Annotated in this window: 19 protein-coding genes; 3 read left to right on the forward strand and 16 right to left on the reverse strand. The window is 60.5% G+C overall.

Annotated features, from left to right (window positions below; genetic code table 11):
* Nucleotides 1-71: 71 nt before the first annotated feature.
* A complete protein-coding gene (locus A1WC_RS22710) occupies nucleotides 72-1,751 on the reverse strand; it encodes a glycoside hydrolase family 43 protein (RefSeq protein WP_016160198.1) in 1,680 nt (559 codons plus the stop codon).
* Nucleotides 1,752-1,809: 58 nt separating this feature from the next.
* On the reverse strand, nucleotides 1,810-3,249 hold the full coding sequence (locus A1WC_RS22705) for an MFS transporter (protein ID WP_074193553.1): 1,440 nt from the start codon (nucleotides 3,247-3,249) through the stop codon (nucleotides 1,810-1,812).
* A gap of 426 nt (nucleotides 3,250-3,675) precedes the next feature.
* On the opposite strand from A1WC_RS22705, the gene xylA reads away from it, so the two are divergent.
* Together xylA and A1WC_RS22695 are read left to right on the forward strand one after the other, a co-directional pair.
* Nucleotides 3,676-4,995 carry a xylose isomerase gene (xylA, locus tag A1WC_RS22700; RefSeq protein WP_016160199.1) on the forward strand — a complete coding sequence of 440 codons (1,320 nt, stop codon included), beginning with the start codon at nucleotides 3,676-3,678 and terminating at the stop codon, nucleotides 4,993-4,995.
* 270 nt (nucleotides 4,996-5,265) lie between these two features.
* The gene (locus A1WC_RS22695; protein ID WP_012969056.1) at nucleotides 5,266-6,648 is read left to right on the forward strand and encodes a carbohydrate porin; all 1,383 of its coding nucleotides are present in this window, start codon (nucleotides 5,266-5,268) and stop codon (nucleotides 6,646-6,648) included.
* A 237-nt stretch (nucleotides 6,649-6,885) separates the two neighbouring features.
* Here the strand turns inward: A1WC_RS22695 and A1WC_RS22690 are convergent, their stop codons facing one another.
* The 10 genes from A1WC_RS22690 to A1WC_RS22645 form a co-directional block, all read right to left on the reverse strand.
* Nucleotides 6,886-7,845, reverse strand: a complete 960-nt coding sequence (locus A1WC_RS22690; RefSeq protein WP_004178436.1) for a YbgA family protein — start codon at nucleotides 7,843-7,845, stop codon at nucleotides 6,886-6,888.
* Nucleotides 7,842-8,393 (reverse strand): DUF3833 domain-containing protein, encoded by a 552-nt coding sequence (locus A1WC_RS22685; RefSeq protein ID WP_002887163.1) that lies wholly within the window; start codon nucleotides 8,391-8,393, stop codon nucleotides 7,842-7,844. The genes A1WC_RS22690 and A1WC_RS22685 overlap by 4 nt, the downstream gene beginning before the upstream one ends.
* Nucleotides 8,390-8,914 carry a hypothetical protein gene (locus tag A1WC_RS22680; RefSeq protein WP_016160200.1) on the reverse strand — a complete coding sequence of 175 codons (525 nt, stop codon included), beginning with the start codon at nucleotides 8,912-8,914 and terminating at the stop codon, nucleotides 8,390-8,392. The genes A1WC_RS22685 and A1WC_RS22680 overlap by 4 nt, the downstream gene beginning before the upstream one ends.
* Nucleotides 8,911-9,396, reverse strand: coding sequence for a DUF2878 domain-containing protein (locus tag A1WC_RS22675; RefSeq protein ID WP_012543010.1), 486 nt, complete (start codon nucleotides 9,394-9,396; stop codon nucleotides 8,911-8,913). The genes A1WC_RS22680 and A1WC_RS22675 overlap by 4 nt, the downstream gene beginning before the upstream one ends.
* On the reverse strand, nucleotides 9,393-10,613 hold the full coding sequence (locus tag A1WC_RS22670) for an SAM-dependent methyltransferase (RefSeq protein WP_016160201.1): 1,221 nt from the start codon (nucleotides 10,611-10,613) through the stop codon (nucleotides 9,393-9,395). Before A1WC_RS22670 ends, A1WC_RS22675 begins: the two co-directional genes overlap by 4 nt.
* On the reverse strand, nucleotides 10,610-11,332 hold the full coding sequence (locus A1WC_RS22665; protein WP_016160202.1) for a DUF1365 domain-containing protein: 723 nt from the start codon (nucleotides 11,330-11,332) through the stop codon (nucleotides 10,610-10,612). Before A1WC_RS22665 ends, A1WC_RS22670 begins: the two co-directional genes overlap by 4 nt.
* 1 nt (nucleotide 11,333) lies before the next feature.
* Nucleotides 11,334-12,593, reverse strand: coding sequence for an NAD(P)/FAD-dependent oxidoreductase (locus A1WC_RS22660; RefSeq protein WP_016160203.1), 1,260 nt, complete (start codon nucleotides 12,591-12,593; stop codon nucleotides 11,334-11,336).
* Entirely contained in the window at nucleotides 12,590-13,309 is a 720-nt protein-coding gene (locus A1WC_RS22655) for an SDR family NAD(P)-dependent oxidoreductase (protein WP_016160204.1), read from the reverse strand. Before A1WC_RS22655 ends, A1WC_RS22660 begins: the two co-directional genes overlap by 4 nt.
* The gene (locus A1WC_RS22650) at nucleotides 13,306-13,740 is read right to left on the reverse strand and encodes a nuclear transport factor 2 family protein (RefSeq protein WP_008807076.1); all 435 of its coding nucleotides are present in this window, start codon (nucleotides 13,738-13,740) and stop codon (nucleotides 13,306-13,308) included. Before A1WC_RS22650 ends, A1WC_RS22655 begins: the two co-directional genes overlap by 4 nt.
* A gap of 230 nt (nucleotides 13,741-13,970) precedes the next feature.
* A complete protein-coding gene (locus A1WC_RS22645) occupies nucleotides 13,971-14,699 on the reverse strand; it encodes a MerR family transcriptional regulator (protein ID WP_008807075.1) in 729 nt (242 codons plus the stop codon).
* Nucleotides 14,700-14,815: 116 nt separating this feature from the next.
* On the opposite strand from A1WC_RS22645, the gene A1WC_RS22640 reads away from it, so the two are divergent.
* Complete coding sequence (locus A1WC_RS22640) at nucleotides 14,816-15,349, forward strand: lipocalin family protein (protein ID WP_008807074.1); 534 nt, start codon at nucleotides 14,816-14,818, stop codon at nucleotides 15,347-15,349.
* Nucleotides 15,350-15,358: 9 nt separating this feature from the next.
* On the opposite strand, the gene A1WC_RS22635 is transcribed toward A1WC_RS22640, so the two are convergent.
* From A1WC_RS22635 to cusF, 4 genes are all read right to left on the reverse strand, one after another.
* Nucleotides 15,359-15,706 carry a DUF1294 domain-containing protein gene (locus tag A1WC_RS22635; RefSeq protein ID WP_016160205.1) on the reverse strand — a complete coding sequence of 116 codons (348 nt, stop codon included), beginning with the start codon at nucleotides 15,704-15,706 and terminating at the stop codon, nucleotides 15,359-15,361.
* 72 nt (nucleotides 15,707-15,778) lie between these two features.
* Nucleotides 15,779-18,928, reverse strand: coding sequence for a CusA/CzcA family heavy metal efflux RND transporter (locus tag A1WC_RS22630; RefSeq protein WP_016160206.1), 3,150 nt, complete (start codon nucleotides 18,926-18,928; stop codon nucleotides 15,779-15,781).
* An 11-nt stretch (nucleotides 18,929-18,939) separates the two neighbouring features.
* Nucleotides 18,940-20,202: an efflux RND transporter periplasmic adaptor subunit gene (locus A1WC_RS22625; protein ID WP_016160207.1), complete on the reverse strand. Its 1,263-nt coding sequence runs from the start codon at nucleotides 20,200-20,202 to the stop codon at nucleotides 18,940-18,942.
* A gap of 44 nt (nucleotides 20,203-20,246) precedes the next feature.
* Nucleotides 20,247-20,591 carry a cation efflux system protein CusF gene (gene cusF, locus A1WC_RS22620; RefSeq protein WP_016160208.1) on the reverse strand — a complete coding sequence of 115 codons (345 nt, stop codon included), beginning with the start codon at nucleotides 20,589-20,591 and terminating at the stop codon, nucleotides 20,247-20,249.
* Between the last annotated feature and the right edge of the window lie 17 nt (nucleotides 20,592-20,608).

Genomic DNA, 20,608 nt, shown 5'->3' on the forward strand with positions numbered 1-20,608 from the left:
GCTCGCTTTAATTACATCAAACACACCACAAAACCCACGCTACCTCACCGGTAGCGTGGGCCCGCTCTCTCTTACTTATCCCGCGTCTCGCCAGCCTCCCAGCTGTAGCTCCCATCGGCCGCTAACCTATCGCCCAGCTCCTGATACTCGAACTGATAAAACTCAGCCTGGGTGCCGTACCCGGCGTAGTCTACCGCCGCCAGGCCGACGAACGCCCCGGTAAAGAACCCGCCGTAGCTCTGCAACACATAGTCATCGGACAGTACCGCGGCATCCAGCAGGACCGGGATCTCGGTGAACGACACGCCATCGAAGCTGTATTCATAGCTGTAGGTCTGCTTGCGGACCTTAGTCCGGAACCAGACGTATTCCACGCCGTCCGGCACCTTGATGGCATTATCTTTCAGGTACGACGTGTATTTTCCGCGGTTATTTTCGCCAACTTCGATGACCTTGCCGTTAATTTCATTCCAGGTCAGGAAGACAAAGCTCCAGTGGCGGTCGTTATAGTAATTCGTTAACCCGGCCATCTGCTGGTAGCTGAAGGGCTCGAATTTCACTTTCACCGCAGCGTCAAAATAGAAGGCCTGCCAGCGGCGGGCAATCAGCGACAGGTCATGCGTATTGGCTAACGAACCCTGGCCGATTAAGGTTAATTTGCCGTCGCCGGTGGTGCCCATTTTGGCCGTAAACGGCACCCGCAGGGTATTCCAGTTCGGGTCGAGCGCTGGCGAGGTAAAGTCATCCTGCTGGCTATTATCGCCGGCGCTTTCGGTGAAGATGGCGTCTTTCGGCCCTTCGACGAAGGTTTTCCCGCCGTGACCGCCTTCAATACGCGGCCAGCCCTCATCGTCCCAGTACACTTTCTGGATCGAGGTTTCCCGGCCGAGGGTTGACCAGCCGCGCGGGTCGTAGATGGATTCCACCGGGCGATTCCACGGCCGGGCGCAGAGCGAAGCGTAATACCATTCGCCTTCCGGAGTGGAGACCAGCGCGCCATGGCCCTGTTTCTGGATGTAGCTGTCCGGCGTGTCGACGTTGGTTAAGAACACGTCGCCCGGTTCGGTTTCGAAGCTGTCGGCCTCGAGGGTTTTCGACCGCGCCACCACCTCCTGGTGGGTAAACACGGTGCCGCCCTGGGCGGCAAACAGATAGTAGTAGCCGTTCAGTTTATAGAGGTGCGGCCCCTCGACCAGCGCCACGGCGGTGCCGCGGTAGATGGTGCGCGCAGTTTCCGGTATTAACTTCAGCGTGTTGGTATCCAGCTCCGTTAAGGTAATGCCATCGAAGGGATGATGGTACTCCCGGTGATCCCAGGTTTGCTGGACGATATATTTCCGGCCATCGTCGTCATGGAACAGCGAGGCGTCAAACCCGACGCCGTTCAGCTTGATCGGGTCGCTCCACGGGCCCCGAATATCCTTCGCGGTGGTCAGGTAGTTGGTCATGTCTTTAAAGGCGCCTTCGGTGACCTTCACATCGGTATACACCAACCAAAATTGCCCATCGGCCCAGGAGAGCGCCGGCGCCCAAATGCCGCCGGAGGAGGGGTTGCCCTTCATATCCAGCAGGGTGGTGGTGGAGAGCGGCGAAGGTAGCAGGTTCCAGTTTTTCAGGTCTTTCGACTCATGTAAACGCACGCCAGGGAACCACTCAAACGTCGAGTTGGCAATATAGTACGTATCCTCGACGCGAATAATACTGGGGTCGGCATTAAAGCCGCGTAATATCGGGTTTTGAATAAGTGACATTTCATTACACCTTTTAAAATGGAAAGTGACGAATCGGTCTGATTTATAATTTTTTTAACTACACGCGGATCTCATCCAGCTGACGGTTAATGTCGGTAACATGTTTATCGGAGATCGGATAAACCTGGATAATCACCATCGAAATAGCGGCCAGCGCAATCGGGATCCACACCGCGGTCATAATGATCCCGTCGATGGCGCTGGCGCTCTGCACGGCGCCGCTTTCATTAAATCCATACACCGCCAGCAGCCACAGCGGGATAGCGCCGCCGATGGTGAAGCCGATCTTGAAGAAGAGTCCCATAATGGCATTGATAATGGCGGCATTGCGTTTGCCAGATTTTAATTCGCCGTACGCGATGACTTCCGGTACCAGCGCCCACATAAAGCCGGTGGCGGAAGTTAAGCCCCACTGTTTAATAAAGGTGGCGATGTAGGCCAGCCACAGGGCGTCGTGCATCCCTTCGCGTGACCAGACGTAGGTCAGCAGTTCGCCGACGATGAACATGGCGAGGAACAGATGGAAGAAGCCTTTTTTACCAAAGATTTTTTTCAGTTTCGGCCAGAACACCGGGAAGGCGATGCCTGGAATAGACGCGACGAGACCCACGGCGCCCATCCATTCGGAGTGGCCGACGACGAATTGGTTGAAGAAGCCGTTAACGGTGTTCATGAAGAACATGAAGGTAAAGGCCAGCATAAAGAACATGCCGAGAATAACCAGCGGGCGGTTATGTCTGAGTTCGTGGAAAAGGTCAGTGGTTTTGACGTTGGCGGTCTGCTCGGCGGTCGCGACAACGCGTTCTTTGGTGAATTTATAACAAATAAACAGGGCCACCGCGCCGATGATCATATAGATGGCGTACACGCCAAACCAGGCGTAGTTCGCCGACGGATCGGTATAGTTGCCGAGATTCAGCTCAAGGCCAAAAAAGCCGGTGTCTTTCAGGCTGCGATCTTTCGGCGCCGCCATCTGCACAAACATCGGGAACAGGGTATAGACCAGCAGGTTGGCGCTGTTGGCCAGCATCATGCGGGTACTGGTCAGTTTATCGATCGATTCCGGGTCGCGGGTCAGCGACGCATTCAGCGAGCCATAGGGAATATTGACTAAGGAATAAACTAAGTCCAGCGCCAGATAAATAATAAAGGCGAAAGCCACCGAACCTTTAACGCCAGGGATCGGCGCGAACAGTAATGCCGACAGGATCACCAGCGGCACGCCGGCTCGTAACAGCCAGGGGCGATATTTCCCTGCTTTCGAGGTTCGCTTATCCACATAGGTTCCGACCATCGGATCCCAAAACACATTAATGATACGGACAAAAAGAAAAATAAAGCCTGCCGTTGCCGTGCTGATGGTATTTACCGTCAGCATATGCAAAGCCAGAAAACCCCCAATTGTGCCGAAAACCAGGTTTTGCGCAAAGTCGCCCATGCCATAACCAATTCGTTCTCCACGGGTTAATTTATGATATTCATCATGCCGACTGTGCATTATGTTTTTACTCATTCTAAGCAGACTCCGGTTTGTTTTGTGTAGGTGAAACACTTTCTGACACAGTTGACCTGGAAGAATCTATTACGTTTTTAAATTACGTAATTATGTTTTTTTACTTCTGTGATCCTCGAAGCAAAGGCCTGTATCGCCTGCGTTGAACCGTTATCCGCCGCTAATTTTCTGGCAGGCAGGCATTGTGACAAAACCGGCATTTTAATTTGGTATGGATACCTGAATTCCCCAGGAAGTGTACTCTATACGCGCGCGAAGCGAGATATTTAAAATAGTTTTATTTGCGAGATGGCTCACATTTGAGCATTTTCTCAATCGCTGAGTGAAATAACGTAATTGAGCAACCGACGATGAGAATACACGATGTGTCACAGTTGTTAATTTTCCTGTTTCTCAATTTCGGAGTTCATCATGCAGACCTATTTCGACCAGGTTGATCGCGTTCGCTTTGCCGGACCAAAAACCGATAATCCGCTGGCGTTTCGCCACTATAATCCGGATGAAATCGTGCTGGGAAAACGCATGGCAGATCATCTGCGTTTTGCCGCCTGTTATTGGCATAATTTCTGCTGGAATGGCGCGGATATGTTTGGCGCCGGTTCGTTTGAGCGTCCCTGGCAGGCCGCGGGCGATGTGCTGGAAATGGCCAAACGCAAAGCGGACGTGGCGTTTGAATTTTTCTACAAGCTCAATGTGCCGTATTACTGCTTCCACGATGTCGACGTCTCGCCAGAAGGCGCGTCGCTGAAAGAATATCTGCACAATTTCGCCGTGATGACCGAAGTGCTGGCGGAGAAACAGCAGCAAACCGGCGTGAAACTGCTGTGGGGCACCGCCAACTGCTTTACCCACCCACGCTACGGCGCCGGGGCGGCGACCAACCCCGATCCGGAGGTGTTTGCCTGGGCGGCCACGCAGGTAGTGACCGCCATGAACGCCACCCACCAGCTCGGCGGCGAAAACTATGTGCTGTGGGGCGGCCGCGAAGGTTACGAGTCCCTGCTGAATACCGACCTGCGCCAGGAGCGTGAGCAGATTGGCCGCTTCCTGCAGATGGTGGTGGAGCACAAGCATAAGATTGGCTTTGGCGGCACGCTGCTTATCGAGCCGAAACCGCAGGAGCCCACCAAGCATCAGTACGATTACGATGTCGCGACGGTGTATGGTTTCCTGAAGCAGTTTGGTCTGGAAAATGAGATCAAGGTGAACATTGAAGCTAACCACGCCACCCTGGCGGGGCACTCTTTCCACCATGAAATCGCCAGCGCCATCGCGCTGGGGATCTTTGGCTCCGTTGATGCCAACCGCGGCGATGCGCAGCTCGGCTGGGATACGGACCAGTTCCCGAACAGCGTGGAAGAAAATACCCTGGTGATGTACGAGATCCTCAAAGCCGGGGGATTCACCACCGGCGGCCTGAACTTTGACGCCAAAGTTCGTCGGCAGAGCACCGACAAATACGACATGTTCTATGGCCATATTGGCGCCATGGACGTGATGGCGCTGTCCCTTAAGCTGGCCGCGCGCATGATTGAGGATGGCAAGCTCGATCAGGGTCTGGCAAAACGCTATGCCGGCTGGCAGAGCGTGCTGGGGCAGAAAATTATGACCGGGCAGATGTCGCTGGATAATATTGCCCGATACGCTGAGCAGCATAATCTGAATCCGCAGCCTCAGAGCGGGCGTCAGGAATTACTCGAAAATCTCGTCAATACCTATATCTTTGGTTAAATTTTGCTGACATGCCCCTGCGGGGGCATGTATTACGCCGTCTGCCTGCAGCCGAAAAATAGCGTTTATTGGTTCGTGCTGTGTTTTTTTGTCAGTGGCGAAAGACCGTCTGTCTAATACCAACGAAGGAGGGAAGGTAGCGATAATTGTGTAACGCCTCTGTGACCGTACAAAATAAAAAATAACTTGTTCTGATGATAGCGACATATTCTGTCAGCTCAGAATAGGCTGGTTATTGTCTGAATAAAATTAACCTATATTGAGAAACTCATGACAATGATAAAAAAGCTTCCATTAACCATGGCGGTTATCGCCGCGTTTTTTCCGCTTACCTCTGTAATGGCGCAAGAATTTACTCAGGAACAGATCGACGCCATCGTCGCCAAAGCCGTTGATAAAGCGCTGGCCGATCGCCAGGCGAAAATCGACGCCGCGGCTAACAAAAAGGTCGACGTGATCACTAACCCGCAGACCACCGCCGCCTCGCCGGATATGGCCATTCCGTTCGGCCTCAAGTTCAGCGGCTATGCCCGCTATGGCGCCCACTTCCAGACCGGCGACCAGAAATATGTCGGCGTCGACGGCTCCTATAACGGCGCCTCGGCGATCGGCCGTCTCGGCAACGAAAGCAACGGCGGCGAATTCCAGATCAGCAAGGCCTTCAAAAGCGCGCAGGGGGCTATCTGGGATCTCAACGTCATGTTCGACCACTGGAGCGACGAAGTTAACCTGAAGAAAGCCTACGTCGGCGTCACCAACGTCCTCGACTCCAACCCCAACGCCTATCTCTGGGCCGGGCGCGACTTCCACCAGCGTCCGCAACAGGGGATCAACGACTACTTCTGGATGAACCACGACGGCCAGGGCGCCGGGGTGAAGAACTTTGATATCGGCGGTGTGCAGTTTGACGTGGCGACGGTGTCGCAGGTGAAATCCTGTAGCCCGGAAGTGATGGCCGATGAGACCAACCCGTCGCGCATCACCTGTACCGGCAGCTCCGATACCGGCGACAACGGCCACTACGCGCTGACCACCAAAACCCACAACATCAAGGCCGGGCCGATCGACGTCGAGGTGTACGCCAACTACGGCTTTGACTCGAAGGCGGTGGACAGCGACGCGCGCCTCGAAGCCTGGCAGGGCGGCCTGGTGCTGAGCCACACCAACGACAGCGGGGTGAACAAGGTGATCCTGCGCTACTCCGACAACTCGGATAACAGCGTCTACAACAAAACCGACGACCTGACCACGGTCTACGCCAGCTTCGAGGGCAGCCATAAGTTCACCCAGCAGGCGCAGATCGAATACCTGCTGGCCTTCCACGACTACGACAACGGCAAGGACAACACCGACAACCGTAAAAACTACGGCGCCATCGTGCGGCCAATGTACTTCTGGAACGACGTGCACTCCACCTGGCTGGAAGCGGGCTACCAGCGCGTGGATTACGACCAGGGCGGGGATAACCACGGCTGGAAGCTGACGCTGTCGCAGAACATCGCCATCGGCATGGGGCCGGAGTTCCGTCCGATGCTGCGCTTCTACGTGACCGGTGGCCAGGTGGACAACGAGCATACCGCGAAGGTTAACGGCACCCAGGACCAGCAGCTGGATTCGCTGAACGTCGGCGGGATGTTTGAGGCGTGGTTCTGATGCGATAGCGTTGTCGAAGGAGCGTTCCCGGCTGGCGCTACGCTTAGCCGGGCTACGACTGAGGAGGCCTGCGGGATCCCGCCGTAGGCCCGGCAAGCGCAGCGTCGCCGGGCGGTCAGGCGCCGTACCCGCGGTAGTGCCGGATGGCGGCATCAATGCCTTATCCGGCCTACAGAAAACCTCCTTCCCCCCAGGCCCGGCAAGCGCAGCGCCGCCGGGCAGCTGGCCCTGGTTCCCTCAGTTCACCGTCAGGCGCAGGGCCAGATCCTGCGGGTAGGGGTCAAAATAGTTCTGCGCCTGGAGGTAGCGATCCGGATACTCGGCCAGATAGTGCTTAAGCAGCGTCAGCGGGGCGAGGATCGGCAGCAGCCCGGCGCGATAGTTGAGGATCACCTCCCGCAGCTCGCCGCGCTGGCGGCTGTTCAGCTGGTCGCGGAAATAACCCTGAATATGCATCAGCACGTTGGTGTGGTTTTTCCGCGAGGCGGGCTGCTTGAGGATCGCCATCAGCTTTTCGCGATAGACCTCGAAGAACGCCTCCAGATCCTCCCATTCATGCAGCGAGGCGACGAACGGGCCGATCTCCCGGTAGCCCGCCTGGTGGTGAGCCAGCAGCTGCAGCTTGTAGCGGCTGTGAAAGGCCAGCAGGCCGTGACGGGTCAGGCCGCGGGCGCGCAGGGCGTTGAGTTCATGCAGGGCGAAAACGCGCTCGACAAAATTCTCCCGCAGCAGCGGATCGTGCAGCCGGCCATCCTCTTCCACCGGCAGCCACGGGTAGCGCGCCATCAGGGCGCCGGTAAACAGCCCCACGCCTTCCTTACGCCCGCGATTGCCTTTTTCGTCATACAGCCGCACGCGCTCCATTCCGCAGCTCGGCGATTTGGCGCAGACGATAAAGCCCGACAGCTCGCCCAGGGTTGCGAGGTGGGCGCTGGCGAAATCAGCCATCTTCTCCGTCACATCCTCGTGCGGGGCGTGGCTGAAGCGCATGCGGATCTCCCCGACCGGGGTCTGCACCAGGCGAAGTGCCGGGCGGGGAACGGGCAGGCCGATCGCCATCTCCGGGCAGACGGGTTTAAACGCCACCCACTGCGCGAGCTCATCCATCACAAAGCCCATACGCTTATGCCCGCCGTCGAATCGCACGGCTGAGCCGGTTAAACATCCGCTGATCCCAATGACAGGTTGCGTGTTCATGGCGCTGTCCTCTCTTCTGCTGTGGTTCGGGTAAAGAAAAGGGTCACGGTGGCGACCGTAATGCCGAATTTCTTCATCTCGGTTTTGTTAAATAAATGGCTGCCGTCCTGCAGGAACATCCAGTCGTCAAAGTGCAGCAGCCAGCGGCTGCCGCTGGCTTCGACGTTCATGCTGTAGCGCCAGTGAAAGGCATTGCCTGCCGCCTGGCCGCTGGCCACGCCTTCGATGTCCCCGGCGGTGCCCTGATAACGGTTATCGCCGGTGCGGCGAATGCGCCACACCCGCTGCTGCTTCTCGCCATCGTCATAGACAAAGCGCTCATGGAGCGTCAGGGTGTCGCCGACGACGTCGCCATCGATCGCTACATGGAAGCGGCGCAGCTGCTTGCCGCTGCGATCCTGCACCATCCCCCACGCCTCGGTTCGCCCCTGAAAATAGTGAAAGATGTCGAGGGCGGGCTGCTGCTGCCGGTACTCCGTGACCTCGGTGCTGCAGCCAGCGAGGATCAGCATCAGCAGCGCCAGGCCAAGGGTCAGAATGCGTTTCATGGTGTACCTCCGATCAACTGCTGACGCAGTTCGGGATAAGTGGTGCGCGGATCGAGCCAGATGGCGAGAAAGCGGGTGCTGAACGCCGCCGACTGGCGCGGGCCGAGCGGGGTAAAGGCGGTCTGCGCGGCGCTGGCGCGGTACCAGAACTGCCCCTCGCCGCCGCTGACCACGAACGCCAGCTGGCTGCCCGGCGCGACGTCCGGCCAGATCCCCTGCAGCATGCGCAGCCAGGCTTCGCTGCGCGGCTCCTGCTGCAGAATGCCCTGCGCCTGCCACTGGTCACGGGTGGCGTCCACCAGCGCCTCGCGATCGATGTCGCGCCGGTAGGTGATGATCAGCGCCCGATCCTGCTGCGGGCCGTCATACCGGCCATTGGGCGTGCGCAGCTGCGATTGATAGACGGTGAATGGCCCCCAGGTGAGGGTCGCCTCGCCGACGCGACGCCACGTCAGCCAGTCGGCGGCGTGGGCCGCCGGAGCGAGGGTGGTCAGCCACAGCAGTAACAGCGCGAATCTCATTTTCGCCTCCCCATCCCCAGATGGAATAACAGCATGAGCACCAGCCAGCCGCAGGCCATGGCGGCCACGGCAAGCGCCATCGGCACCAGCAGGGTCATGGCTCCGAGGCGAGCGCCGATCAGGTAGGCCACCGGGCCGCCGACGGTCGCCACCGTGGCCAGCACCCAGCCGGGAAGCGTCGTGGTGCGGGTCAGTCGGGTCCAGACGACGGCGAACATCAGCCACAGGGCCACCATCCACAGGGGCAGCAGGCTGTCGCCGCGAAAATCGATCAGTCCCGCCAGCGCCCAGCAGGCGTCCAGGCCGCAGCCCGCCGCGGCCAACAGCAGGGCGGGCGGACGGCTGGCCGCCGGCAACCGCAGCCAGGCGAAAATGGCCAGCGTCAGCCAGATCAGCAGGCCGCGCTCGCGCAACATCACCACCAGCGTCCAGTAAACATCGAACGCGAGGGCCATCAGCAGATGCTGCGCCGGGCGTGTCATACCCGCTCCGCGGTGAGCTGCACCACGCTGATGGTGCGGGCGTTAAATCCGGCTTCGCAGTAGCCGAAGTAGTAGAGCCACATCCGGCGGAAGCGCTCATCAAAGCCGAGCTTTTCAATATCCTGCCAGGCGTGGGTAAAACGCTGCCGCCAGTGCGCCAGGGTGCGGGCGTAATCCGGGCCCATGTCGAACAGGTTGCGCACCACAAAATCGGTATGGCGGGTCATCAGCTCGCTCATTGCGGTGATGCTGGGCAAAAAGCCGCCGGGGAAGATGTAGCGCTGGATAAAATCGACGCTTTTGCTGTAGTCGCGATAGCGCTGATCCTGGATGGTGATCGCCTGTAGGGCCATTCTGCCGCCCGGGCGCAGGCGCGCCTGGCAGGTGCGGAAGAAGGCCGGGAGGTAGCGCTGGCCCACCGCCTCAATCATCTCCACCGACACCAGTTTGTCGTACTCGCCGCGCAGATCGCGGTAGTCGCAGAGCAGCACCTCGACGCGATCCTGCAGCCCGGCGCGGGCCATGCGCTCGGTAGCCCAGCGGTGCTGCTCCCGGGAAAGGGTGGTGGTGGTGACCCGGCAGCCGTAATGGCGGGCGGCGTACTCGGCCAGCGCCCCCCAGCCGGTGCCAATCTCCAGCAGATGATCGCCGGGAGTGAGCGCCAGCTGGTCGCACAGGCGCGCCATCTTGGCCCGCTGGGCCTGGGTCAGATCCTGCTGGTCATCGGTAAACAACGCGCTGGAGTAGAGCAGGTCGTCATCCAGAAAGTGGGCATAAAATTCGTTGCCGAGGTCATAATGGGCGGCGATATTCTCCCGCGCCTGGGCGCGGGTGTTGCGGCGGGTCCAGTGGTGCAGGCGGGCGACGGGCTTGCCCAGCAGACGAAAGCCGCGCTCCAGACGCCCCAGCACCTCGCCGTTGCGCGCGAGGATCTGCAGCAGCGCCGTCAGCTGGTGGCTCTCCCAGTCGCCGTCCATCCAGGCCTCGGCCGCCGCCAGGCTGCCGCCGGTCAGCAGACGCCAGTACACCTCCGGCGTGCAGACCCGCGCCTCGGCGCGCAGCGCGGCGGCGGGGTCGCCAAAATGAAACGTCTGCGCCCCTTCGCGCACGGTGAGCGAGCCTTCGCGGAGGCCGCTCAACAGACGAAAGAGCAGCCAGCGCGCGAGCCGCACGTTGCGCGGCACATCGGGTTCAAGCGCAAAGACGGGATCGGTCATGAGCGTTCACTCCTGCTGACAGGATGGTTGTACAGCGGCACGCGCTTCAGCCACAGCCGCAGCGCCTGCCAGTAGATGGCGAGGACGGTTTTCAGGGTCATCAGCGGCAGACGCAGCAGCAGCCCGCGCAGGTTGGCGCGGGTCAATGGCACGCGGCTCAGGGCCAGCGTGGCGTCGAACACCTTGCTGGCCTGATGGTTTTCAATATGCATATGCAGCGTTTTGCCGGGCGCGTTGAAGCGCCAGTGATAGACCATGTCCATCGGGTTAAACGGCGAAACGTGAAAGGCTTTCTCCAGCGGGCGCGCCTGCTGGCCGTCCACCGCGTAGTAATGACGCTCATTCCACGGCGTGTTGCGCACTTCGGCCAGCACCCAGCGCAGGGTGTCGGCTTCGTCATAGCAGTAGTAAAAGTTGACCGGATTAAAATGGAAGCCGAAGTAGCGCAGCTGGGTCAGGAGCATCACGCGTCCCGCCGGGCGGCAGCCGGTCAGGCTCTCCAGCCGGTTCAGCACCTGGGCCTTCAGCGGCGCGCCCAGCGGATAATCGGCGTCGTACCAGGCGGCGGCGGCCAGGCGGTTGCGGCGGATACCCGCCTCAGGCAGCCTGTCGAGTTCGTCGAGGTCGAGCCAGGCCATAAACAGGCGGTAGACGAAGTGGTGCGCCTTCGGCTGCAGGCGACGGTGGCGCAGGACGCCCTGATAGAGGCAGCTGTTCATCTCAGTTGCCCTCCGCCGCGGCGATGCCCTGCACCACGTCGAGCGCGCTGCGCACCCCGTCCTCATGAAAGCCGTTGTACCAGTAGGCCCCGCAGTACCAGCTCCGCTGCTGGCCGTTAATCTCTTCGCGCCGCAACTGGGCTGACCAGCTTTGCGGGTTAAACAGCGGATGCTCATAGACGAAGCGCTGCCAGACGTAGCGGTCATCCACCGGCGCGTCCGGGTTCAGGGTGACGCAGAATAGCGGCGCGTCTGCGGGCAGCCCCTGGAGAATATTCATGTTGTAGGTGACGCAGGCCCGGGCCCGATCCCCGTCGCTCAGGCGATAGTTCCAGCTGGCCCAGGCACGCTGGCGCTCCGGCAGCCAGCGCGGATCGCTGTGCAGCACCACCTCGTTGTGCTGCCAGCCGATGTCCCCGAGGACTTCTCGTTCGGCGTCGGTGGGCGCCGCCAGCATCGCCAGGGCCTGCGCGGAGTGGCAGGCGAAGATCACCTGGTCAAAATGCGCCTCCCCGGACGCCAGCCGCAGGGTGGCCCCCGCCGGGTGACGGTCCACCTGCTGCACCGGCGCGTTGAGCCGCAGGTCCAGACGATCGCCGAGCCTGGCGAGCAGGGCGCGAACGTACTCCCGGGAACCGCCAGGCACCACGTACCACTGCGGGCGATCGCGAATATCCAGCAGGCCGTGGTGTTCAAAGAAGCGCAAAAACAGCGGCAGCGGGAAGCGGCGCATCTCCTGCAGCGACGACGACCAGATGGCCGCCCCCATCGGCAGAATATAGTGGCTGGCGAAGAAAGGGCTGAAGCGGTGGCGGACGAGGAAGCTCTCCAGCGTCGCCCCTGGATCCAGCGCCTCGGTCAGCGCCAGTTTTGCCAGCCGGTTGAAGCGGACGATCTCGCTCAGCAGCCCCCAGAAGGCCGGCTTAAGCAGATTGCGCCGCTGGGCGAAAAGCGAGGTCAGGCTGTGACCGTTGTACTCCAGGCCGCTGGTCGGGTTGTGAACCGAGAAGCTCATCTGCGTTTTTTGCCCGTCGATCCCCAGCTCGCTGAGCAGGCCCATAAAGCGCGGATAGGTGCGATCGTTGTAGACGATAAATCCGGTATCGATGGCCCAGGTGCCCTGCGGCGTGGCGACATCCACGGTGGCGGTGTGGCCGCCCGGCGTGGCGCCCGCTTCGAACAGCGTCACCTGATGGTGTCCGGCCAGCCGCCAGGCGCAGGTCAGCCCGGCGATGCCGCTACCGATGATGGCGATGTTCATGAGCGCACCATCCTGCGCAACAGCAGGCGCTGGATACCCGATGGCAGGCTGGCCAGCAGCCGCAGGGCCAAGCTGAAACCGGTGGGGAAGGCAATGTGGTTTTGGCCTTTCGCCAGGCCATGGCGGATCGCCGTCACCGCCCGATCCACGCTCACCCGGCCGGGCATGGCGAAGTCGTTTTTGCGCGTCAGCGGGGTGTCGACGAAGCCCGGAGAGACCACCGTGACGGCGACCCCTTTCGGCTCCCAGTCCAGACGCAGGCTGTTGGCAAACCAGGTCAGCGCCGCCTTGGAGGCGCCATAGGCTTCCGCGCGCGGGAAGGGTAGCCAGTGCGCCATCGAGCTGACCAGCACCACCCGATCGCCTGCCTCCAGCTGCGTCTGCAGCGCCGCCAGGCAGTTCACCGGCCCGAGAAAGTTGGTGGCCATCACTCGCTCCACGAGGGCGGCATCCACCTGCCCGTGGTCGAGGTATTCGCAGGTCCCGGCGCAGAGAATGATCAGGTCGGCAAAACAGCCCGTCAGCGCCTGGCGACAGGCGTCCCTGTCTGTCATATCGAACAGGCGCACACTGATGTTGGGGCTGAACTGCTGGAGCGTTGCCAGGCGCGAAGCATCGCGCCCGCAGGCGATAACCAGATGGCCATCCGCCGCGAAGGATTTCGCCAGACCGGCGCCGATCCCGGAGCTGGCGCCGGTGATGAGCACCGTCATCATGAGCGCACCCTCCGCTTCACGCCGCGTACCGCCCAGCCCAGCAGGGGAAGATGCTCGTAGATCATCTCCCCGGCGTCGTAGTAGTCGCGCTGATGGAGGATCTGCTCCCCGGCGATGTCCACCACCGAGCAACCCGGCAGGGCCAGGGTTTCTCCACCGGCAATGCGCGGATGCGACCAGTGCATGGTCCAGGTCACGGCGAACCGTTGGCCGTCGCAGAGCGGCGTGTCGATGGTGAACCGGCACTGCTCCACGTTGGCCAGCAGATGGGTAAAGTAGCGCTGAATGGCGAACAGCCCCTGATGCTGACCAAAAGGATCGCTCAGCGTCGCATCCGGATGGTACAGCGCGGCCAGCGCCGCGGGCGGCTGCGCATCCAGCCCGGCGTAGTACTCAACGAAACGACGAATCACAGACGGCGAGGTGCTCATGGATCACATCCTGGCTAGATACGGTAGCGTAATGGCATACTTAAAACTTACACAAATAAAATTATTTGTCCAAGTTTGTAGAAAAATATATTTTATTTGTGTTAAAAATCATGTTGTTATGATTGGTGTTTTAAGGGGTGAAAATCGCGTGTGTTGCAAAAGGCAAGCGTGCGCCCGCCGCGCCACCGGGCGCTGGCGGAACAGAGAGTGGGGTAAGTTAAAACAGGGAGTTAGAGCGGAATCACCTCGAGGGAGACGACCTGCTGCTGCCAGAGTTCGACCTGCCTCTGGCGGGCGGCGGAAAGTTTGCCGCTGGTGACCAGCAGCCAGTTGCGCTGGGGGAAAATCTCCGGCGCCAGGGCGGCGGGAGGCACCGGCAGGACGTCGATGCGATGACCCTGGCCGGTACGTTTGAGCGCCTCAAGCCAGATTTCGCAGGCGTCGGTCAGGTGCCAGCCGGTGATCAGAAAGTTATCCCCGGGCGCCTTCTTATCGCCTTCAAGGCAAAATGAGGTATAGGCGATGATGATGCCGTCGAGGATTTCGCGCAGCGTCATGATGGCCGGCACGTTGGCGGAGACCTGGCTGCGCAGCGGACGCAGCACCTCGGTGACCAGCTCCTGGCGCGGATATTCGCGCCCGGCGTCGTAGATCAGCTGGCGCAGGGACTCGATTTTTCCCTCTTTCAGCCTCTGCAGCATGGTCTCCTGCAACGTCAGCCAGTTGTTGGTGCGCCGTGCGCCGGGGCGCGACAACAGGGGCTTCACCTGGCTGACTGGTACCCCTTTTTTCACCCAGTCGAGGATCTTCAGCGCCTGCTGGACGTCGTCATCGCTGTACTGACGGTGACCACCATCGGTGCGCAGCGGCTTGAGCAGGCCATAGCGGCGCTGCCAGGCGCGAAGCGTGGTCGCATTTATCCCGCATAGTCGGGCAAATTCGCCGATGGAGTAAGGCATGGAGGCCACCTGTTAACAAAGAATATTCTCAATATACTACGAATCACGTCGGCTGGCGTGAAGTGTAGTGGCTTTGCACTACACTTTCCCCTACCGCGTAAATGAAAGGAGTTCTCATGAAGCTATGGCCTGTTGTCACTGGCGTTGCTATCGCGTTAACCCTGGTGGCCTGCAAATCGCCCACCCCGCCGAAGGGCGTTCAGCCGATTAGCGGGTTTGACGCCAGCCGTTACCTCGGAAAATGGTATGAGGTCGCCCGCCTGGAAAATCGCTTCGAGCGAGGCCTGGAGCAGGTGACCGCCACCTACGGCGCCCGCAGCGACGGGGGGATCAGCGTCGTCAATCGCGGTTATGACCCGGTCAAAAAACGCTGGAGTGAGAGCGACGGAAAAGCCTATTTCACCGGCGCCCCCACCACCGCGGCGCTGAAGGTGTCGTTCTTCGGGCCATTCTACGGCGGCTATAACGTGATCCGCCTGGACGACGACTACCAATACGCGCTGGTCAGTGGCCCCAACCGCGACTATCTGTGGATCCTGTCGCGCACCCCCACCATTCCGGCGGCGGTGAAGCAGGATTACCTGAATACCGCGCGCGAGCTGGGCTTTGACGTCGATCGCCTGGTGTGGATCCGCCAGACGCCGCGCTAGCCTCGCCCCTTAGCGGCTGAGCAGGTGGGTATAAACCACGTACAGCCCGGCCAGCGCCGCCACGTTCAGCGCCACGCTGACGAAAAACCACCGCCGGAAGGGCTGCTTTTGCGTTTTATGGCGAAAGCACTGCTGGCCGAGGATGGCCCCCGGCCAGCCTCCCGCCAGGCCCAGCACCAGCAGCGTGGTTTCCGGCACCCGTCGCCAGGCTTTGCGCGCCGCCAGCTTGTCGGCGCCATAGATAAGCCATGTCAGAAGGCTGCTCAGTAAAAACCACATCGCCAGCGGGTAGGGCAGCAGGGCGCTGCCCACGGCGGTGAGCAGCAGCAGGGAATAACACAACAGGTTCAGATTCATAGGGACGTTCACGCCGGCCAGAAGAATGGCGCCACTATAGCCAATTTCCCGGACCGGCGTAAACGCGGCGGGTTATTCGCTACGCTTGCTCCGATGCCGGGACAGCCACATCAGCTTATATGCCGCCGGAATGATAAATAGCGACAGCAGCGGGGCGGTGATCATCCCGCCAATCATCGGTGCGGCGATACGGCTCATGACTTCCGACCCGGCGCCGGTACCCCATAAAATCGGCAACAGGCCGGCGATAATCACCGCCACGGTCATCGCCTTCGGCCGCACGCGCAGCACCGCCCCCTGGTACAGCGCCTCGTCGAGCTTATCGACGCTGAAAGTCTGCGGATTCTTCAGCGACGGTTCCGCCTCGATGGCGTGGCGCAGGTACATCAGCATCACCACGCCAAACTCCGCCGCCACCCCGGCCAGGGCGATAAAGCCGGTCCCGGTGGCTACCGATAAATGGAACCCCATCCAGTAGAGAAACCAGCTCCCGCCGACGAGGGCGAACGGCACGCTGGTGATAATCAGCAGCGCCTCGCCGACGCGGCGGAACGCCAGGTATAGCAGCACGAAGATAATCATCAGCGTCATCGGCACCATCAGCTTCAGCTTCTGATTGGCGCGCTCCAGCAGCTCAAACTGCCCGGAGTAGGACACACTGATGCCCGGCTTCAGCTTCACCTCCTTGCCGATGCCCTGCTGCAGATCGTGCACTACCGACACCATGTCGCGGTCGCGGGCGTCGATGTAGATCCAACTGGTCGGGCGGGCGTTCTCGGTCTTCAGCATGGATGGTCCGGTGACCACTTTCACCTCAGCCACGTCGCCGAGGACGATCTGTTGCTTCAGCGGCGTGAGGATCGGCAGCTGGCGCAGGGTCTCCGGGCTGTCGCGATAGCTCTGCGGGTAGCGGATGTTGATCGGATAGCGCTCGACGCCCTCTACCGTTTCGCCAACCATCGCGCCGCCGATGGCGGACGAGACGAACAGCTGCACGTCGCCGACGGTCATCCCGTAGCGGGCCGCCTTCTCACGCTGAATATCAATATTGAGGTAGCGCCCGCCGACCAGCCGCTCGGCTAATGCCGACGTGACTCCCGGCACGGTGCGCGCCACCCCTTCAATTTGTTCGGCGATGGCGTCGATATCGGCCAGATTAGTGCCGGAAACTTTAATGCCAATCGGGCTCTTGATGCCGGTGGAGAGCATGTCGATGCGGTTGCGGATCGGCGGCACCCACAGGTTCGCCAGCCCCGGCAGACGCACGGTTTTATCCAGCTCCTCGACGATCTTCTCCATGGTCATCCCCGGCCGCCACTGGTCCTGTGGCTTAAGTTGAATCGTGGTCTCTACCATCTCCAGCGGCGCCGAGTCGGTGGCGGTCTCGGCCTTGCCGGTTTTGCCGAACACCCGCGCCACTTCCGGTACCGTCATAATTAGCTTATCGGTTTTCTGCAGCATATCCGCCGCCTGCGCAGCGGAGATCCCCGGCAGCGTGGACGGCATATACAGCAGATCGCCCTCGTTGATCTGCGGCAGAAACTCGCCGCCGACCCGGTTAAGCGGCCAGGCAACCGTCAGGATCGACAGGAGCGCGATCAGCAGGGTGGTCTTCGGCCAGTGCAGCACCTTCAGCAGCAGCGGATGATAAATGCGGATCAAAAAGCGGTTCAGCGGGTTGCTGCTCTCCGCCGGGATCCTGCCGCGGATCCAGAAGCCCATCAGGATCGGGATCACCACGATCGCCAGCAGCGCCGCCCCGGCCATCGACCAGGTTTTGGTGAAGGCCAGCGGGCCGAACAGTTTGCCCTCCTGACCTTCGAGGGTGAAAATCGGGATAAACGACAGAGTAATGATCAGCAGGCTGATAAACAGCGCCGGGCCGACCTCCACCGACGCATCGGTAATGATTTTCCAGCGGATGTCGTTGCTGAGCTTCTCTCCCGGGTGCTGATGTTCCCACTCCTCCAGCCGCTTATGGGCGTTCTCAATCATCACGATGGCGGCATCGACCATCGCCCCCACCGCAATCGCGATCCCGCCCAGCGACATGATGTTGGCGTTGAGCCCCTGGAAATGCATCATGATAAAGGCGAAGCACAGGCCGAGCGGCAGCGAGATAATCGCTACCAGCGCCGAGCGCACGTGCCACAGGAACAGGGCACAGACCAGCGCGACGACGATAAACTCTTCCAGCAGTTTGTGGCTGAGGTTGTCGATGGCGCGGTCGATAAGCTGGCTGCGGTCGTAGGTGGTGACCACTTCAACCCCTTCCGGCAGGCTGCTTTGCAGCGACGCCAGCTTCGCTTTGACTGCGGAGATCACTTCGCGTGCGTTCTTGCCGGAGCGCAGGATCACCACGCCGCCGGCCACTTCGCCTTCGCCGTTAAGCTCGGCGATACCGCGGCGCATCTCCGGGCCAATCTGCACCCGCGCGATGTCGCCGAGATACACCGGCACACCGTTGTCACCGGTTTTCAGCACGATGTTTTTGAAGTCGTCGAGCGTCTGCAGGTAGCCGCTGGCGCGCACCATATATTCGGCTTCCGCCAGTTCGACGGAAGAGCCGCCCGCCTCCTGGTTAGAGACGTCCAGCGCCGATTTCACCTCGCCGAGGCTGATGCCGTACTGGGTCAGCTTCATCGGGTCGACAACAATCTGGTACTCCTTGACCACGCCGCCCACCGACGCCACTTCCGAGACGTTAGGGATGGTTTTCAGCTCATATTTTAAGAACCAGTCCTGCAGGGAGCGCAGTTCGGCGAGGTCGTGCTTGCCGCTGCGGTCGACCAGCGCGTACTCGAAGACCCAGCCGACGCCGGTGGCGTCCGGGCCCATTTCGGCGCTGACCCCGGCGGGAAGTTTGCCCTGCACCTGGTTGAGATACTCCAGCACCCGCGAGCGCGCCCAGTAAGGATCGGTGCCGTCTTCAAAAATCACATACACGTAAGAGTCGCCGAATTGCGAGAAACCGCGTACCGTTTTCGCGCCGGGGACCGACAGCATGGTGGTGGTCAGCGGCCAGGTGACCTGGTTTTCGACGATCTGCGGCGCCTGCCCCGGATAGCTGGTTTTGACGATCACCTGTACATCAGAGAGGTCCGGCAGGGCATCCACCGGGGTGTGGACGATAGTCCAGGTGCCCCAGATGCTGAGAAACAGCGCCGCCATCATCACCAGGAAACGGTTGGCCACCGAGCGGCGGATAATCCATTCAATCATGGTTCCGTTCCTCAGTGCGCGTGGGCGGCAGGGGCCGCGGTACCGGGAGCCTGCGCACGCATGCGCTCCAGCGCACCGGCGATATTGGCCTCCGAGTCGATCAGGAACAGGCCGCTGGCGACGACTTTCTCACCCTCCTGCAGCCCGCTGCGAATGGCCGTGACGCCAGCGGATTCATGGAATACCTGCACGCGTTTCGGCACGAAGCGCCCCTCGTTATCCACGGTAATCACTCGCTGCTCGCTGCCGCTGTCGATCAGCGCTTTTGACGGGATCAGCAGCATCGGTTCGCTTTCACTGGTCAGTTGCAGATAGGCATTCATCCCCGGCTTCAGCGCTTCATCCGGGTTGTTGACCTGCAGGCGCAGCTGCAGGGTGCGGGTGGCGCTATCGACGCTGGGGAGAAGGGTCCATTTGCTGATGCTGAAAGTTTTTCCTGGCCAGGCGGGAACCTGAATGGTGAACTGCGAGGCGTCTTTAATCAGCCAGGCGATGGATTCCGGCACCGCCACGCTGACCCACACCGGATCCATGCCCTGAATTTTCGCCACCACATTATCTTTGGCGATGTTCATTCCGGCACGCAGATCGAAGGCGGTAATCACGCCATCGATCGGTGCTTTGAGGGTAAAGCGGGTCTGGATTTTACGCGTGGCTTTCAGGCGGCGGATATCGTCATCCGGCATTCCGGCAAGGCGCAGGCGTTCGAGGATCCCCTCAACCTGGGTGGCGGTGCCCCCGGTCTCCTGCAATAACAGATATTCGCTCTGCGCTTCCACCCAGTCAGGGATGGTCAGCTCGAGGAGCGGCGTGCCTTGTTTCACCTTGTCGCCGACGGTCAGCGGATAGACTTTATTGATAAAGCCCGCCGCCCGCGCCTGCATAATCACGTACTGGTACTCGTTATAGCTGATGTTGGCCGGGAAGGTCTGAGCGTAGCGCAGCGGCCCGCGGGTGACCGCGGCGGTTTTCACCCCAAGATTCTGGGTCTGCGTCGGGTCGATACGCACCCCCGACGCACCAGCGGCGGCATGCTCCTCATCGGCGTATTTCGGCACCAGATCCATATCCATAAACGGCGATTTACCCGGTTTATCGAAGCGGGTGTTCGGGTACATCGGATCGTACCAGAACAGCACTTTACGCTGCTGCTCGGCCGCCGGAGCGGCAGCGTGGGGCGGGGAAAGCCGGGCGTACAGCGCCGCAGTAAGCGCGCCGCCAATCACCATGCTGCCGAGGATCAGCGCCGTATTTTTCAGTGTCAGGGATGCCATGTGTCGTCCATTTAGTCGTTGAGGGGCTTACCGTCGCCGGGCCATTAGTGGGCGCGAATATCCTGCAGCAGCGACAGGTTGCCCTGCTGAACGAAGGTGAAGTCCACGCTGTCGCCATTCTTCACATTGTTGAGCTGCGTCTGCGGGGTGATGGTGAAGCGCATGGTCATCGGCGGCCAGTTCACCGCCGGGATGGCTTCGTGGGCGATGGTGATTTTTTTGCTATCCATATCAATAGCTTTAATGACCCCTTTGCCGCTGATGCTTTGCGTCTGCGTGACGGCGGGTTGTTCGTGCATCGCCATGCCGGCGTGCGGGTCGGCGGCCTGGACGGCGAACACCGCGCCAGAAATCAGAGTGAACAGGGCGACTTTAGAGAGTGAATTCATGATCGGGACTCCTTGGG

The sequence above is a fragment of the Klebsiella sp. KTE92 genome (genome assembly GCF_000398905.1).
In the GTDB taxonomy this organism is placed as follows: domain Bacteria; phylum Pseudomonadota; class Gammaproteobacteria; order Enterobacterales; family Enterobacteriaceae; genus Klebsiella; species Klebsiella variicola.

What these genes read in the sequence shown, in the direction of transcription:
- A1WC_RS22710 (WP_016160198.1), bottom strand. Translation starts at nt 1,751, where the DNA reads ATGTCACTTATTCAAAACCCGATATTACGCGGCTTTAATGCCGACCCC.
- A1WC_RS22705 (WP_074193553.1), bottom strand. Translation starts at nt 3,249, where the DNA reads ATGCACAGTCGGCATGATGAATATCATAAATTAACCCGTGGAGAACGA.
- xylA (WP_016160199.1), top strand. Translation starts at nt 3,676, where the DNA reads ATGCAGACCTATTTCGACCAGGTTGATCGCGTTCGCTTTGCCGGACCA.
- A1WC_RS22695 (WP_012969056.1), top strand. Translation starts at nt 5,266, where the DNA reads ATGACAATGATAAAAAAGCTTCCATTAACCATGGCGGTTATCGCCGCG.
- A1WC_RS22690 (WP_004178436.1), bottom strand. Translation starts at nt 7,845, where the DNA reads ATGAACACGCAACCTGTCATTGGGATCAGCGGATGTTTAACCGGCTCA.
- A1WC_RS22685 (WP_002887163.1), bottom strand. Translation starts at nt 8,393, where the DNA reads ATGAAACGCATTCTGACCCTTGGCCTGGCGCTGCTGATGCTGATCCTC.
- A1WC_RS22680 (WP_016160200.1), bottom strand. Translation starts at nt 8,914, where the DNA reads ATGAGATTCGCGCTGTTACTGCTGTGGCTGACCACCCTCGCTCCGGCG.
- A1WC_RS22675 (WP_012543010.1), bottom strand. Translation starts at nt 9,396, where the DNA reads ATGACACGCCCGGCGCAGCATCTGCTGATGGCCCTCGCGTTCGATGTT.
- A1WC_RS22670 (WP_016160201.1), bottom strand. Translation starts at nt 10,613, where the DNA reads ATGACCGATCCCGTCTTTGCGCTTGAACCCGATGTGCCGCGCAACGTG.
- A1WC_RS22665 (WP_016160202.1), bottom strand. Translation starts at nt 11,332, where the DNA reads ATGAACAGCTGCCTCTATCAGGGCGTCCTGCGCCACCGTCGCCTGCAG.
- A1WC_RS22660 (WP_016160203.1), bottom strand. Translation starts at nt 12,593, where the DNA reads ATGAACATCGCCATCATCGGTAGCGGCATCGCCGGGCTGACCTGCGCC.
- A1WC_RS22655 (WP_016160204.1), bottom strand. Translation starts at nt 13,309, where the DNA reads ATGATGACGGTGCTCATCACCGGCGCCAGCTCCGGGATCGGCGCCGGT.
- A1WC_RS22650 (WP_008807076.1), bottom strand. Translation starts at nt 13,740, where the DNA reads ATGAGCACCTCGCCGTCTGTGATTCGTCGTTTCGTTGAGTACTACGCC.
- A1WC_RS22645 (WP_008807075.1), bottom strand. Translation starts at nt 14,699, where the DNA reads ATGCCTTACTCCATCGGCGAATTTGCCCGACTATGCGGGATAAATGCG.
- A1WC_RS22640 (WP_008807074.1), top strand. Translation starts at nt 14,816, where the DNA reads ATGAAGCTATGGCCTGTTGTCACTGGCGTTGCTATCGCGTTAACCCTG.
- A1WC_RS22635 (WP_016160205.1), bottom strand. Translation starts at nt 15,706, where the DNA reads ATGAATCTGAACCTGTTGTGTTATTCCCTGCTGCTGCTCACCGCCGTG.
- A1WC_RS22630 (WP_016160206.1), bottom strand. Translation starts at nt 18,928, where the DNA reads ATGATTGAATGGATTATCCGCCGCTCGGTGGCCAACCGTTTCCTGGTG.
- A1WC_RS22625 (WP_016160207.1), bottom strand. Translation starts at nt 20,202, where the DNA reads ATGGCATCCCTGACACTGAAAAATACGGCGCTGATCCTCGGCAGCATG.
- cusF (WP_016160208.1), bottom strand. Translation starts at nt 20,591, where the DNA reads ATGAATTCACTCTCTAAAGTCGCCCTGTTCACTCTGATTTCTGGCGCG.